Annotated in this window: 13 protein-coding genes; 5 read left to right on the forward strand and 8 right to left on the reverse strand. The window is 63.6% G+C overall.

Annotation, left to right across the window (positions count from 1 at the left end):
- From gsiC to H281_RS0120850, 6 genes are all read right to left on the reverse strand, one after another.
- Complete coding sequence (gene gsiC, locus H281_RS0120825) at positions 1-921, reverse strand: glutathione ABC transporter permease GsiC (RefSeq protein WP_020069091.1); 921 nt, start codon at positions 919-921, stop codon at positions 1-3.
- A 111-nt stretch (positions 922-1,032) separates the two neighbouring features.
- A complete protein-coding gene (gene gsiB, locus H281_RS0120830; protein ID WP_020069092.1) occupies positions 1,033-2,595 on the reverse strand; it encodes a glutathione ABC transporter substrate-binding protein GsiB in 1,563 nt (520 codons plus the stop codon).
- 131 nt (positions 2,596-2,726) lie between these two features.
- Positions 2,727-4,649, reverse strand: coding sequence for a dipeptide ABC transporter ATP-binding protein (locus tag H281_RS0120835; protein WP_027804808.1), 1,923 nt, complete (start codon positions 4,647-4,649; stop codon positions 2,727-2,729).
- 58 nt (positions 4,650-4,707) lie between these two features.
- Positions 4,708-5,703 (reverse strand): isoaspartyl peptidase/L-asparaginase family protein, encoded by a 996-nt coding sequence (locus H281_RS0120840; RefSeq protein WP_020069094.1) that lies wholly within the window; start codon positions 5,701-5,703, stop codon positions 4,708-4,710.
- Positions 5,700-6,707, reverse strand: a complete 1,008-nt coding sequence (locus H281_RS0120845; RefSeq protein WP_020069095.1) for a MurR/RpiR family transcriptional regulator — start codon at positions 6,705-6,707, stop codon at positions 5,700-5,702. Before H281_RS0120845 ends, H281_RS0120840 begins: the two co-directional genes overlap by 4 nt.
- Before the next feature lie 149 nt (positions 6,708-6,856).
- Positions 6,857-8,107, reverse strand: coding sequence for an MFS transporter (locus H281_RS0120850; protein WP_020069096.1), 1,251 nt, complete (start codon positions 8,105-8,107; stop codon positions 6,857-6,859).
- Between the two features lie 92 nt (positions 8,108-8,199).
- Between H281_RS0120850 and H281_RS0120855 the strand changes: the two genes are divergently transcribed.
- The gene (locus tag H281_RS0120855; protein WP_020069097.1) at positions 8,200-8,910 is read left to right on the forward strand and encodes a pseudouridine synthase; all 711 of its coding nucleotides are present in this window, start codon (positions 8,200-8,202) and stop codon (positions 8,908-8,910) included.
- A 166-nt stretch (positions 8,911-9,076) separates the two neighbouring features.
- Positions 9,077-9,265 carry a hypothetical protein gene (locus H281_RS0120860; RefSeq protein WP_020069098.1) on the forward strand — a complete coding sequence of 63 codons (189 nt, stop codon included), beginning with the start codon at positions 9,077-9,079 and terminating at the stop codon, positions 9,263-9,265.
- Between the two features lie 140 nt (positions 9,266-9,405).
- Here H281_RS0120860 and H281_RS0120865 read toward each other — a convergent pair whose 3' ends face one another.
- Positions 9,406-10,473: an NAD-dependent epimerase/dehydratase family protein gene (locus H281_RS0120865; RefSeq protein ID WP_020069099.1), complete on the reverse strand. Its 1,068-nt coding sequence runs from the start codon at positions 10,471-10,473 to the stop codon at positions 9,406-9,408.
- A 128-nt stretch (positions 10,474-10,601) separates the two neighbouring features.
- Between H281_RS0120865 and H281_RS0120870 the strand changes: the two genes are divergently transcribed.
- From H281_RS0120870 to H281_RS0120885, 3 genes are all read left to right on the forward strand, one after another.
- Positions 10,602-11,633 carry a CDP-6-deoxy-delta-3,4-glucoseen reductase gene (locus H281_RS0120870; protein WP_020069100.1) on the forward strand — a complete coding sequence of 344 codons (1,032 nt, stop codon included), beginning with the start codon at positions 10,602-10,604 and terminating at the stop codon, positions 11,631-11,633.
- Between the two features lie 391 nt (positions 11,634-12,024).
- The gene (locus H281_RS0120880; RefSeq protein WP_020069102.1) at positions 12,025-13,209 is read left to right on the forward strand and encodes an acetylornithine transaminase; all 1,185 of its coding nucleotides are present in this window, start codon (positions 12,025-12,027) and stop codon (positions 13,207-13,209) included.
- Between the two features lie 15 nt (positions 13,210-13,224).
- Positions 13,225-13,698 (forward strand): GNAT family acetyltransferase, encoded by a 474-nt coding sequence (locus H281_RS0120885; RefSeq protein ID WP_020069103.1) that lies wholly within the window; start codon positions 13,225-13,227, stop codon positions 13,696-13,698.
- Positions 13,699-13,818: 120 nt separating this feature from the next.
- Here the strand turns inward: H281_RS0120885 and H281_RS0120890 are convergent, their stop codons facing one another.
- The gene (locus H281_RS0120890; RefSeq protein ID WP_027804809.1) at positions 13,819-14,523 is read right to left on the reverse strand and encodes an ABC transporter ATP-binding protein; all 705 of its coding nucleotides are present in this window, start codon (positions 14,521-14,523) and stop codon (positions 13,819-13,821) included.
- Positions 14,524-14,534: the final 11 nt, after the last annotated feature.

A 14,534-nucleotide genomic window follows, 5' to 3' on the forward strand; every position in this document is an offset into this window, starting at 1 on the left:
TCACTTGAAACGGATGGTCGGATTGATCACGGCGTACAGCACGTCGACGACCAGATTGATGATGATGAATTCGAGCGAGAACAGCAGCACCTCGGCCTGAATCACCGGATAGTCGCGCATCGACACCGCATCCACCAGCAAGCGACCGAGGCCCGGCCAGTTGAACACGACCTCGACCACGATGGAGCCGCCGAGCAGAAAGCCGAATTGCAGACCCATCATCGTGACGACGGGGATCATTGCGTTACGCAGACAGTGTTTGACGATCACGAGCCGCTCGGGCACGCCCTTCGCGCGTGCGGTGCGCACGAAGTCCTCGTTCATCACTTCGACGAACGAGGCGCGCGTGAAGCGCGCCATCACCGCCGCGACAGCCGCACCAAGGGTGAGCGAAGGCAGTATGTAGCTCTGCCACGAGCCGTCGCCGACAATGGGCAGCCAGCCGAGCTTCACCGAGAAAATCTCCATCAGCAGCATGCCGAGTGCAAATGCGGGAAAGGAAATACCCGACACCGCGAGCGTCATGCCGAGCCGGTCAGGCCAGCGGTTACGCCACACCGCCGACACGATGCCGATGCCCATGCCCATCACGACCGCCCACACCATGCTTGCGAGCGTGAGCAGCAGCGTCGGCATGAAACGCTCGCCGATCTCCTGGCTCACGGGCCGCTTGCTGCGCGTGGACGTGCCGAAATCGCCGTGCGCGATCTTCACGAAGAAGTGCGCGAACTGCTGCGGCATCGGCTTGTCGAGTCCGAGGTCGGCGCGCACCAGTGCGACGGTCGCTTCGTCGGCATCGGGACCGGCGGCGAGCCGCGCCGGATCGCCCGGCAAAAGATGCACGAACAGAAAGACCAGCACCGCGACGATAAAGAGCGTCGGCAGCAGGCCAAAGAGACGTTTGACGAGGAAGTTCAGCATTGAAGCTCAATCCGGCAATGAAGCGGGCAACGAGGTGTCATGTAGGGCAGCGATACGGGAGCGCGGCGCTGCATGTCCTGATGCGACAGGCAGCGCCGCACGGTCAACTCATCACTTGACCGCGATCTCGTCGAAATTGAACGAGCCGTCCGGCGCGACATAAGCACCCGACAGACGCTTGCTGCGCGCATACACGACCTTTTCCTTGACGAGGAAAATCCACGGCGCGTCGGCCCAGATGCGTTTTTGCGCGTCCGTGTAAAGCGCGGCCTTCTGCGTGCGATCCGTGGTTTCTAGCGCCTGCTTCAGGTCGCCGTCGACCGTATCGTTCTTGTAGTAAGCGGTATTGACCATTTTCGGCGGGAACGAGACCGACGCGAGCAGCGGCGTGATCGCCCAGTCGGCTTCGCCTGTGGACGACGACCAGCCGGCGTAGTACATGCGCACCGGCGCGGTCGCCGCGTCTTGCGCACTTTCCACCTTGGCTACGCGCTGGCCGGCTTCGAGCGCCTCGACCTGCGCCTTGATGCCGACTTGCGCCAGTTGCTGCTGCACGAACTGAATGACCTTCTGCGCAGTCGAGTAGTTATACGCAGACCACAGCGTGGTTTCGAAACCGTTCGGGTAACCCGCTTCCTTCAGCAACGCGCGAGCCTTCGCGGGATCGTACGGCCAGGGCCCGAGCTTCACCGCGTAGTCCACGCCTTGCGGCACGACGCCGTCGGCAGGCGTTGCATATCCGGCGAACACGACCTTGGTCAGCGCCTCCTTGTTGACCGCGTAGTTCAGCGCCTCGCGCACCTTCGGATTGTCGAACGGCTTCTGATTCACGTTCAGGCTGATGTAGCGCTGAATGATCGACGGCGACGCGATCAGATCGACCTTCGGGCTCGACTGCAATTGCGCGGCCTGCTCGAACGGCACCTGAAACGCGAAGTCGGCTTCGCCCGTGCGCATCAGCGCGGCGCGCGTGTTGTTGTCGACCACCGGCTTCCAGTCGATCGCGTCGACCTTCGGATAGCCCTTCTTCCAGTAGCCGCCGAACTTCTTCACCGTCAGGTCACCTGCCGGGTCCCACTTCACGAATTCGAACGGGCCCGTGCCGACCGGATGGAACGCAATGTCCTTGCCGTACTTCTTCAGCGCGTCCGGCGAAATCATCACCGCCGACGGATGCGCAAGCACGTTGACGAAGGCCGAGAACGGCGCCTTCAGCGTGATCTTCACCGTGTACGGATCGACCACTTCCGTCTTCTCGATGCGGTTGAACATGTTGTAACGCTTCAGCTTGTTCGCCGGATCCGTCACGCGGTCGAAGTTAGCCTTGACTGCGGCGGCATTGAAGTCGGTACCGTCCTGGAACTTCACGCCGTGGCGCAGCTTGAAGGTGTAGACGCGCGCGTCCGGGCTCGCTTCGTAGCTATCGGCGAGCACGTTGACGAGCTTCATGTCCTTGTCGAAGCCGAAAAGCCCCTGGTAGAACGACTTCGCAACGGCTTGCGACAGCGTGTCGTTCGCATCGTACGGATCGAGCGTGGTGAAGGTCGAGGCGACGGCCATCACCGCGGTGGTTTCGGCGTGCGCCATATTGCCCGCGAGCATCGCGAACATTACCGCGCCGCCGCTGATCAGCGCGCGCAAACGGAACGTGGAAGACGGGACCGGCAGGTTCATGAGTGTGCTCCAGGCTGCGAAAATGAAATGGTTTAAGTTGCTGCGAGACGATTTGCTTTAAGTTGCTTTACGTTGCTTTAAGTTGCTGCATCGGGTTTTTTGTCCGGCTTGTTGTCCGGCTTTGTTGCCGTTCAATACGCGCCGCCGACGCGATGTTGTGCGACGAAGTGCCCCGGCCCCACGGCGACGAGCGGCGCCACGGCCGGTTCATCGTTCAATGAGCGGATCGGGCTCGGGATTTCATCGGCGGCGAGCATCCGTTTCGCGTGACGTCGCGCCGGATCGGCAACGGGCACCGCGCCCATCAGCTTTCTCGTGTACGGATGCTGCGGCGCTTCGAACACTGCGCGGCGCGGACCGATCTCGACGATCTGGCCGAGGTACATCACTGCAACGCGATGACTGACGCGCTCCACCACCGCCATGTCGTGCGAGATGAACAGATACGCGACGCCGAGCTCGCGCTGCAGATCGAGCATCAGATTGACGATCTGCGCCTGCACGGAGACGTCGAGAGCAGAAACGGATTCGTCGGCAATCACGACTTTCGGATTCAACGCGAGCGCGCGCGCAATCGCGATGCGTTGCCGCTGGCCGCCGGAAAATTCATGCGGGTAACGGCGCGCGGCTTCGGGCGGCAAGCCCACTTTTTCGAGCAGCCACGCGACCCGCGCCTGCGCCTCGGCGCCTTGCGCGACGCCATGCACGAGGAGCGGCTCCATGATCGAGAAGCCAACCGTCAGCCGCGGGTTGAGCGACGCAAACGGGTCCTGAAAAATAAACTGGATATCGCGACGCAGTGCCTGCAACGCAGGTCCTGTGAGCGAGCTGATTTCCTTGCCGTCGAACTCGATCGAACCGCTCTGACTTTCCACGAGCCGCAACAGCGAGCGGCCCGTGGTCGACTTGCCGCAGCCCGACTCGCCGACTAGGGCGAGCGTTTCACCGGGCCGCAGATCGAAACTGACTTTTTCGACTGCATGCACGCGGCCCGTCAGGCGGCCAAAAAGCCCGGTCCTGACCGGAAAGCGCGTGACCAGATCGCGTACGCGCAGAATCGGCGGCGTGCTTTCGTCGACATGCGGTTGCGCTTCCTTCGCGACGGCGGCTGCCGGGCGCACGGGTTCATCGGCACCGCTCGCGCCCGCCTGCTCGACCGTCAGAATCGGAAATTTCGCGGGTTGATCGGTGCCTTGCATTGCGCCCAAACGCGGCACGGCGGCGAGCAACGCCTTCGTATAAGGATGCGAGGGCGCGGCGAAGAGCGCGTCCGACGCACCCTCTTCCACCTTCTCGCCGCGATACATCACCAGCACGCGGTCCGCCACTTCGGCGACCACGCCCATGTCGTGCGTGATGAAGATCACGCCCATGTTCATCTCGTCCTGCAAACCGCGAATCAGTTGCAGGATCTGCGCCTGAATGGTCACGTCGAGCGCGGTGGTCGGTTCGTCCGCGATCAGCAACGCGGGCTTGCACGACAGCGCCATCGCGATCATTACGCGCTGGCGCATTCCGCCCGACAGTTGATGCGGAAACCGCGCCGCCACGCGTCGCGCCTCGGGAATGCGCACGAGTTCGAGCAGACGCAGCGTTTCCGCGAACGCCGCCGAGCGGCTCTTGCCCTGATGCAGCGAGATCGCCTCACTGATCTGGTCGCCCACCGTGAAGACTGGGTTGAGCGAGGTCATCGGCTCCTGAAAAATCATCGCGATGTCGGCGCCGCGAATCGAGCGCATCGTGCCGGACGACGCTTTCGCGAGGTCGAGCACACTGCCGTCGCGGCGCCGGAATGCGATGCTGCCGCCGGCAAGGCGCCCACCGCCATGCTCGATCAGCCGCATCAACGCGAGCGATGTCACTGATTTGCCTGAACCCGATTCGCCCACTATCGCCAACGTCTCGCCGCGCTCGACCATCAGCGACAGATTGCGCACCGCGTTGAAGGTGGTCTCGCCGCTGCGAAACGCGACCGACAGGTTGTCGACTGCGAGCACGCGTTGCGTCGGCAGGTTTCCAGTAATCGGGCTGGCGGTGTGCGATGAAGTCGGCACAATGATTCCTTTGAATTCGAACGCGCTAGCGGTCTTCAGCAATGTTCAGGGTAACGAACTAACGGTAGATCGCCGTCGTCGGCGCCTCGCCAATACGCGCGAAACCGCGGTACATACCCTCGGTATTGAACGGCAACGCGATATTGCCGAGTGCGTCGACGGCGATCAGGCCGCCGCGGCCGTCGATCTTCGGCAGGCGGTTCATCACGACGTCGTGCGCGGCTTCCTGCAACGACACGTTGCGGTAGGCCATTTGCGCGGCGACGTCGTAAGCCGCGACCATGCGCATGAACATTTCGCCCGAGCCGGTGGTCGAGACCGCGCAGGTTGCGTCGTCCGCATAGCAGCCCGCGCCGATCAGCGGCGTATCGCCCACGCGCCCGACCTGCTTGTTGGTGACGCCGCCCGTCGACGTCGCCGCCGCAACGTGGCCGTGCCTGTCGAGTGCGACCGCGCCGACAGTGCCGAACTTGCGATTCGGATCGATCGGCTCGTGCGGCACGGGATCGCTGTTGTCTGTAGCCGACGGCGACGCGGCGAGCGACGCGCCGTCGTGATCGAGCATTGCGCGCTGCTGATCGCGCGCGAGCAGCCATTGACGAAGACGCGCCTCGGTATCGAAGTACTGCGGTTCGACGAATTCGAGTCCCTGCGCGGCCGCGAAACTTTCCGCGCCTTCGCCGGCGAAGAGCACATGTTCGCTGCACTCGAGCACGCGGCGCGCGGCCAGAACCGGATTGCGCACGCGCTTCACGCAGCAGATCGCGCCGGCCTCGAGCGTGCTGCCGTCCATGATCGCCGCGTCGAGTTCATGCGTGCCCGCTGCCGTGTAGACCGCACCCCGGCCCGCGTTGAACAGCGGGCAGTCTTCGAGCAACCGCACGGCCTCGCTGACTGCGTCGAGCGCGCTGCCGCCGTCCGCAAGCACGCGTTGGCCGGCGGCGAGCACCGCGTGCAGAGCGGCGTGGTATTCGGCTTCGGCACTGGCCGACAGCGACGCGCGCAGGATCGTGCCCGCGCCGCCATGAATGGCAATGACTGCGTTGTCGTTCATCGTTTGAGTTTGGATTTTGCCTGGGTGGTGCGAGGGTTCGGTACTGCGCCTACTGACGTACGCGCAGTGCGCGCCGGTTCGCGCACGGCTTCGCCCGCCCCACTCGCGGATGCGGACAGCGGATCGGTGAGCCACGGCAATACGAACTCGGTAACGTCGGCGGCTGCCTTCACCGAGCGCTTCGCCCGATAGGCGACCGCGTCGCATAGCGCTTCGATCACAGCAAGAACAGCGGCATCCGCGTTCGCCGCGAGGCGGCGTTCAGAGCGCACGTATAACGAGAGATCGGCGAACTGCGCGAGCGGCGAGCGCGGTCCGTCGGTCAGCGCCAGCACCCGCGCGCCGCGAGTTGCCGCACGGCGCGCGAGCTCGATGGTGTCGTCGACATAACGCGGAAACGCAATGCCGATCACGAGATCGCCCTTGCCGCAGTTGAACAGGCGCCGCGCCGCATGCGACGGTCCGCCGATGAACGCGAGCGATTGCACGTTGTCGTGATACGCCATCAGTCCGTGCTCCATCAGCCCGGCCAGGAACGCGCTCGTGCCCGCGCCCAGCACGAACACACGCCGCGCGGCGAGTATCGCTTCGACCGCGGCCTCGGCGGCGGCGCTGTCGATCGCCGTGCGGGTCAGGTGCAGGTTGTTGGCAGCCTGTTCGAGCGACGCGTCGACCACGTCGTCGCCCGCAGCGAGTGACTCCTGCGCGCTGCGCAGACGTTCGACCGGCGCGAGCGTCGCCTCGAAGCCGCGCACGAGCGCCTCACGAAACTGCGGATAGCCGTCGAAACCGAGCGCGCGGGCAAAGCGATTCGCGGTCGCCACCGACGCGCCGACCACGCTCGCCAGTTCGTCGATTCGCATGGTGGCCGCGCGGAACAGATTGGCCAGCACGTACTCGCCCATACGCCGATGAATCGGCGTGAGTGTAGGCATGGCCGCCTCGATGCGCGCAGCGATGGCCTGCTCGGCCGGATTGGATGCAACGGACGGTTGATGAATCATGCGAGCGAAGCGGCGTGTCAGCGCGGCAGTGCGTAGAGGGTGTAAGCAAATTGGATGAAAGTATATTTACATGGAATTGGTCCGAGAAAAAATTCATTTTCATTTTTTGGGGGTTTGCCCTGGCGCTCGTCGTGTAGCGACGTTGATCTTCAGCAAGCCGTGACGCGTTCGTCGGGAATGGCCGCGAGCCGCGCCGCAGGTGACATCGCGATGATCGACGCCTGCACGAAAAAGGCCACTGCGGCGGCGATCAGGCAGGCGTCCATGTTCCAGCGCGCGCTGATCGCCGCGCCGAGCAGTGCGCCTGCCGGCCGCGCGCCATAAGTCGCGGTGCTGTTCAGCGCGGAGACGCGGCCCATCATCCGTTGCGGCGTGATGGCCTGGCGCAGCGTGGTCGAGCCGACCACCCACAGAATCGGTCCGGCACCGAGCAGAAAGAAACTGAGCAGCGCAAGCCAGAACGACGGCGCGACGAGCGTCCCCACCATCACGAGCGACGCGAGCAGCCCGCACGACGGCCCGATCAGGAGCACACGGCCGAACGCGAGGCGTCGCGCGACGGCGGGTGCGGCCAACGCACCGCACACCATGCCGACGCCATACGCACCCAGCGTGATGCCTACCGCCGAGGCGCTCAGTCCCAGCCGATGCACCGCGTACGGCACATACACCGCTTGCAGCACGAAGAAGCCGAGATTGAAAAAGACGGCCGTCGCGAGCATGGGAAGCAGCAGTGAATCGCGCAATACGAAGCGCGTACCCTCGCGCAACTCCACCATGAAGTGACGCGCAGGCGTTGCCGCGCGCGACGGTTCGCGCAGTCCCGCGAGCAAGCCCACTGCGAGCGCGGACAATGCGGCCGCGCAGCCGTATGCCCATCCAGCGCCGATCCAGCCGACCAGCAGGCCGCCCAGCGCCGGCCCAGCCGAATACGCGACGCTGCGCGCAAGTTCCAGACGGCCGTTCGCGCTGGCGTACGTTTCGCGCGAGACTAGCGACGGCACGAGCGAAGGCGCGGCGACGTTGTAGGCCACTGTGCCAGTCGCGGCCACGAAGCCGAGCGCGGCGAGCAACGGCAGGCTGAGCGCATGGGTCATCAGCAGCAGAAGCACGCAGAGCATTGCTACGACACGCACGCTTTCGGCGAGCGCCATCAACGTGCGGCGCGAGCGGCGGTCGGCCCATACGCCGAGCGGGATCGACAGCAGCAGGAAAGGCAATGTCTGCGCTGTCTGCAGAAGTCCCGTGCCGCGTGCGTCGGCGCCGAGCGCGAACACGGCGACGAGCGGCGCGGCGGCGAGGCTGATCTGCTCGGCGGATTGCGCGACGAGGTTAGACCACGCGAGCCGCTGGAAAGCGGCCGGCAAACGGACACGGGTTGAAGACGGCGAGGCGTGCATCGATGGCTCCGGCAACGAAACAGGAGCGACCATCGTGGCCGCGAACCCACCGCGGGACGCCCCGCTTCTTGCGGTGTTATTCTTCGCTCGCCATGAATCTCGAAAGCATTCTCTTCACCCAAGGCTTCGGCTCGCGCCGCCAATGCCGCGCGCTCATAAACGACGCTCGCGTGAGCATCGGCGGAACACTGTGCACCGACGCCGACGCCGATTTCCCGACTGACGATGCGTCGTTCTGCTTCAGCGTCGACGGCGTGGTCTGGCCGTACCGGGAGCGCGCATATCTGCTGCTCAACAAGCCGCCCGGCTACGAGTGCTCGCGCGATCCGCAGCATCACCTGAGCGTATTCAGTCTGCTGCCGCCGCAGTTCGCCGAGCGGGGCGTGCAATGCGTCGGCCGGCTCGACCAGGACACCACCGGCTTGCTGCTGCTCTCCGACGACGGCAAGTTCGTCCACATGTTCACGTCGCCCAAACGCAAAGTCCCGAAGGTGTATGTCGCGACAACCCGTCATGCGATCGACGACGCGCAGTTGAGCGCGCTGCGCAATGGCGTGTTATTGCACGGCGAGTCGAAGCCGGTCGCGGCGGTCGCGGCCGATGCACGCGGCGAGCACACGCTGGCGCTCACCGTGATGGAAGGCAAGTATCACCAGGTCAAGCGGATGATCGCGGCGGCCGGCAACCGTTGCGAAGCGCTGCACCGCGAGCGCGTCGGCGGACTCGCTTTGCCCGCGAGCCTCGCGCCGGGCGCGTGGCAATGGCTCGACGAAGCCGACCTCGGATCTTCACGGAGCGGGTAAACCGGTAGGTCGCGCGCAACCTTCTGACAAGATTAGGAAAGCCCTGTGCGCAGGCGCACATTCGCGCGAGCGCGCATGCAATCGACGCTGCGCTGCAGCATGCTCTTCATCAGGCCGCGCCCTATACTCGTTTAAACAAAGACTACAAAGAGTTCAAGGAGCGGCCATGATCGTCCATAACGGAGTCATGCTCTCGTACGTGTTGCCGGCGTTCGTGTGTGTCGGGTTGCTGGTGATCGGCGGACTGCTGATCGCCATGCGGTTGCGGCACAAATACGATCCGAATCTGATCGGCGCGTTGATCGGCGGGATGTTGTGTTTCCTGCTGCTCGAAGCACTGCCCGCGCTGACCTGAGGCACGAGGCGCGCTGCTATGCGGTGCTGTGGTGTGCCGCGCGGCGACGCTTCACAAAGTTGTCCGGCCGATGTCCGGCGGAATTTCTTTGCCGCTGCGTCGCCGGGCTTTTAAGGCATCGAGATAGCTCTGCCGGGCCTTCACGGCGCGTCTTTACTCACTTCCCCAGCGCCTGCCGCTTCACGCAAAAAATCTTCGACGCTCGGATAGCGCAGGCGTACGCCTAGCTCTTCTTTCAGGCGGCGGTTCACGAGCCGTCTCGACTCGCGCATGAACGACAGCAAGGTCGGCTCGATCTGCTCTTCAGCCTGAGCGCGCGTGATGCGCGGCGCACGTGCCAAACCGAACGTGTCGGCGACGAGATCGAAGTACTCACCCATTTTCAGCGACGAGTCGTCGGACGCGTGAACCACGCGCGCCGGCCTGCCATGAGTGGCGAGGCGCACGAGGATCGCGGCGAGGTCGTCCGCATGAATGTGGTTGGTGTAGACGTCGTCGGCATCGACGAGCGCCGGCGTGCGTTTTTCAAGCCGCGCGAGCGGCAGGCGATTGGCTGCATAAATGCCCGGAATCCGCGCGATGCTCGCGGCAATCGACCCGCGAGCCGTCGCGCGTCGCAATTGCTGCTCGGCCGACACGCGGCGTTTCGCACGCGCATTGGCGGGCTCAGTGACGCGCGTCTCGTCGATCCACGCCCCGCCGCAATCGCCATAGACGCCTGTCGTGCTCGCATACACGAAGCGCAGCGGCGCGCGTGAAGCGGCGGCGCGGCGAAGGCCGTCGGGTACAATATCGGCTGGTTCCGGGAGTGGCCGTGCTTGTGCCCATGAAGCGCGCGCGCGGCGCAAGCGCCCGACCGGCGCGACGGTGGCGCGGGTCCCATGCTTGCCTGACACCGCGCGAGCGCGGCGCATCGCAAGAGCTGATAGCAACGCGCGAGTGCGGCGGTCGTCGTCGCCGGTTTTCTGCGGCGGCGCGAGATGCAGCACTGTGGGTGCGAGGCCCGCGAGCCGTTTCAGGCTGCGGCGTTCGTCGAGATCGCCGACCAGCGGCGAAACGCCCGCGGCACGCAACTCGGCGCTGCGCTCCGCATGGCTTGTCAGTGCAAAGACGTGAGCGCGCTGCAACAGCGGTACGCAGCGCATGCCGACATCGCCGCAACCTACGATCAGCACGCGCGGACGGCGGAAGTTTCGTGTGGCTTTCATGGTGCACGCATTGTAGCCGTCAAGCTCGCGGGGCGCGGGGCGACAATACCGCTGGCTCCAACGATCCCGGCTTTGCGTGCCCCGCCCCTCCGTTTAACGATTACAGACTTTTCGACTTCGAACACTTTATGGCATTCAACGTCACGCTCCGGCAAAGCGGCCGGCAGTTTCAGGTAGAACAGGACGAGCCGGTGCTGAACGCCGCCTTGCGTCAAGGCATCGGTCTGCCGTACGGCTGCAAGAACGGCGCGTGCGGTTCGTGCAAAGGCGCTGTGATCAGCGGCCAGGTGGAACAGCGCGCACACTCGTCGTCGGCTTTGTCGAACGAAGAAAAAACGCGCGGCATGGCGCTCTTCTGCTGCGCAACGGCGTGCTCCGATCTCGAAATCGATATCCGCGAAGTGGCAGGTGTGGGCGACGTGCAGGTGAAGAAACTGCCGTGCCGTGTGAATGCGATCGAGCGCAAGGCCGACGACGTCGTCGTGCTCAAGCTGCAATTGCCCGCTAACGAACGTCTGCAATATCTTGCCGGCCAATACCTCGAATTCATTCTGAAGGACGGCAAGCGCCGCAGCTATTCGATGGCGAATGCGCCGCACGTCGAAGGCCCGATCGAATTGCACATTCGCCACATGCCCGGCGGCGCGTTCACCGACCACGTGTTCAACGCTATGAAAGAGCGCGATATCCTGCGCTTCGAAGCGCCGCTCGGCACGTTCTTCCTGCGCGAAGAGTCGGACAAGCCGATCGTGCTGCTTGCTTCGGGCACCGGCTTCGCGCCGCTGAAGGCAATCGTCGAGCATGCGGTGTTCAAGAACCTGAACCGCCCAATGACGTTGTACTGGGGCGCGCGTCGCAAGAAAGATCTGTATCTGCTCGAACTGGCCGAACAATGGGCGCGCGAGATTCCGAACTTCAAGTTCGTGCCGGTGCTTTCGGAGCCGGACCCGAGCGATGCGTGGACCGGCCGTGTCGGCTTCGTGCATCGGGCAGTGATCGAAGACCTTCCCGACCTGTCCGCGTATCAGGTATATGCGTGCGGCGCGCCGGTCATGGTCGAGTCGGCACAGCGCGATTTCACGCAGCATCACAGCCTGCCCGAAGACGAGTTCTACGCGGACTCGTTCACGAGCGCCGCGGACCTGGCGAACGCGGTTTAACTCGAAACCTGCTGAAAGAAACGGCCCGCTCGTAACAACGAGCGAGCCGTGCCTGAGACAACATGTCAGCATGAAGACAGGCGCGCAAAAACTGCCAGACGCGCCCATCGCGATGAATTCGTGCAAATTCAAGGTTTACACCAGCGCTTTTATTGTCGTATTCTTTCGCGCATGAACCGCATCCAATCCGAACTTCGACGTCGCCGCTCGCCGCTTCCCTAGGGACGCCGCCGGCTTCGTCACGGATTCGCGCTACAACAAAGCGCAAGCTGTTCGAATCATGAAAGCCACGGCATGCCGTGGCTTTTTTGTTTTTCCGGCCCGTTTGCTCATCGGCTGACGTGCGCCAACGCCTTATCCACCTCTTACCCGCTGTCTGGAGCCTGCCGTCATGAATTTCAATGAATATCCGATCGAGTCGCTGATGTACATCACCAACCGGCCCGAAATCGTTTTCACGCACGGCAAGGGCTCGTGGCTCTACGACAACAACGGCAAGCGATATCTGGACTTCATTCAGGGCTGGGCGGTCAATTGCCTCGGTCATTGCGACGAAGGCATGATCGAAGCGCTGAACCAGCAGGCGAAGCTGCTCTTCAATCCGTCGCCGGCTTTCTACAACGAGCCGATGGCGAAGCTCGCGGCGCTGCTCACGCAGCATAGCTGCTTCGACAAGGTGTTCTTCGCGAACAGCGGTGCCGAAGCGAACGAAGGCGCGATCAAGCTCGCGCGCAAGTGGGGCAAGAAATTCAAGGACGGCGCATTCGAAATCATCACGTTCGATCACAGCTTCCACGGCCGCACGCTCGCCACGATGTCGGCAAGCGGCAAGCCGGGTTGGGACACGATCTACGCGCCGCAAGTGCCTGGCTTCCCGAAAGCGGATCTGAACGACATCGCGTCGGTGGAAAAGCTCATCAACGCGAAGACGGTCGCGGTGATGCTCGAACCGATCCAGGGCGAAGGCGGCGTGATTCCGGCAACGCGCGAATTCATGCAGCAACTGCGTGAGCTGACGCGCAAGCACAATGTGCTGCTGATCGTCGACGAAGTGCAAAGCGGCTGCGGCCGTGCCGGCACGCTGTTCGCGTATGAGCTGTCGGGCGTCGAGCCGGACATCATGACGCTCGGCAAGGGTATTGGCGGTGGCGTGCCGCTCGCGGCGCTGCTCGCGAAAGCTGAAGTCGCCGTGTTCGAAGCAGGCGACCAGGGCGGCACGTACAACGGCAATCCGTTAATGACCGCGGTCGGTTACTCGGTGATCTCGCAACTCACCGCGCCGGGCTTCCTCGAAGGCGTGCGTGCGCGCGGCGAGTATTTGCGCGCGAAGCTGCTCGAGTTGTCGGAAGAGCGCGGTTTCAAGGGAGAGCGCGGCGAAGGTCTGTTGCGTGCACTGCTGCTCGGCAAGGACATCGGCAACCAGATCGTCGAAAAGGCGCGTGACATGCAGCCCGACGGCCTCCTGCTGAACGCGGCGCGCCCGAACCTGCTGCGCTTCATGCCTGCGCTGAACGTCACGAACGAAGAGATCGACCAGATGATGGCGATGCTGCGTTCGATCCTCGACACGCTGTAATTGCACAGAACGCGTATGACGACGACCGCGAGCGCAACGCTCTCTATTCGCCGCTTCGACGCGAGCGACACCGACAACGTGGTCGCGCTGTGGCAACAGGCCTTCCCGGAATACAGGGACGTGACGAAGCCGCAGCGCAACCCGCATCTGTCGATTGCGAACAAGCTCGCGATGCAGCCCGAGCTGTTCTTTGTAGCGGTGCTCGGTGAGCGAGTGGTTGGCACGGTGATGGGCGGCTACGACGGTCATCGCGGCTGGCTTTATTCGCTCGCGGTGGACGAGTCGGTGCGGCGACATGGCATCGGCTCGCGGCTGGTCGCACACGTCGAAGACGCGTTGACGGCTTTGGGCTGTCCGAAGCTGAACCTGCAGGTGTTGTCCGCGAAGAGCGACGTCCGCGCGTTTTACGAGGCGCTCGGTTATCGCGCGGATGCGGTGGTCAGTTTCGGCAAACGTCTTGGTGAGTTGGCGGACTCGCCGCCGGTTTAGTTTGCAGGCGCTTCATGCGTCGTAAAAAGAGAAAGGCCGCATGCGTTTGACTCACGCATGCGGCCTTTTTTCATCGGCGGTTCAGCTTGAAAGCTTATTCACCCAACTCATTCACCCAGCTTATTCACCGAGATAAGCCGCCCGGACCTTCGGATCGTCCAGCATCTGCTTCGCATCACCCGACATCGTGACGAGACCCGAGTCCATCACATAGCCGCGGTTCGCCGCCTGCAACGCGAGACGCGCGTTCTGCTCGACGAGCAGCACGGTCATGCCTTCAGCGGAAATGGCGCGCACCACTTCGAAGATCTTCTCGACCATGATCGGCGACAAGCCCATCGACGGTTCGTCGAGCAGCAGCAGTTTGGGACGCGAGATGATCGCGCGCGCCATGGCCAGCATCTGCTGTTCGCCGCCCGAAAGCGTGCCCGCGTATTGCGTGGCGCGTTCTTTCAGACGCGGAAAGAAACCGAACATACGGTCGACGTCGGCCTTGATGCCGTCGTTGTCGCTGCGCAGATACGCACCCATCTGCATGTTCTCGACGATCGACATGCGCGCGAAGATACCGCGGCCTTCCGGCACCATCGCGAGGCCGCGCTTCAGAAGCTCATGCGGCGGCACGCCCTTGATCGACTGACCCATGTACTCGATGTCACCTGCGGCATACGGCTTGAGCCCGGTGATCGCCTTCATCGTCGTGGTCTTGCCCGCGCCGTTCGCGCCGATCAGCGTGACCAGCTCGCCCTGCCCGACCTCGAGGTCGATGCCCTTCACTGCCTGGATGCCGCCGTAATTGACCTGCAGGCCCTTGATTTTCAACATTGCTTGCGTCG

This window comes from Paraburkholderia caledonica (genome assembly GCF_000383275.1).
In the GTDB taxonomy this organism is placed as follows: Bacteria; Pseudomonadota; Gammaproteobacteria; order Burkholderiales; family Burkholderiaceae; genus Paraburkholderia; species Paraburkholderia caledonica.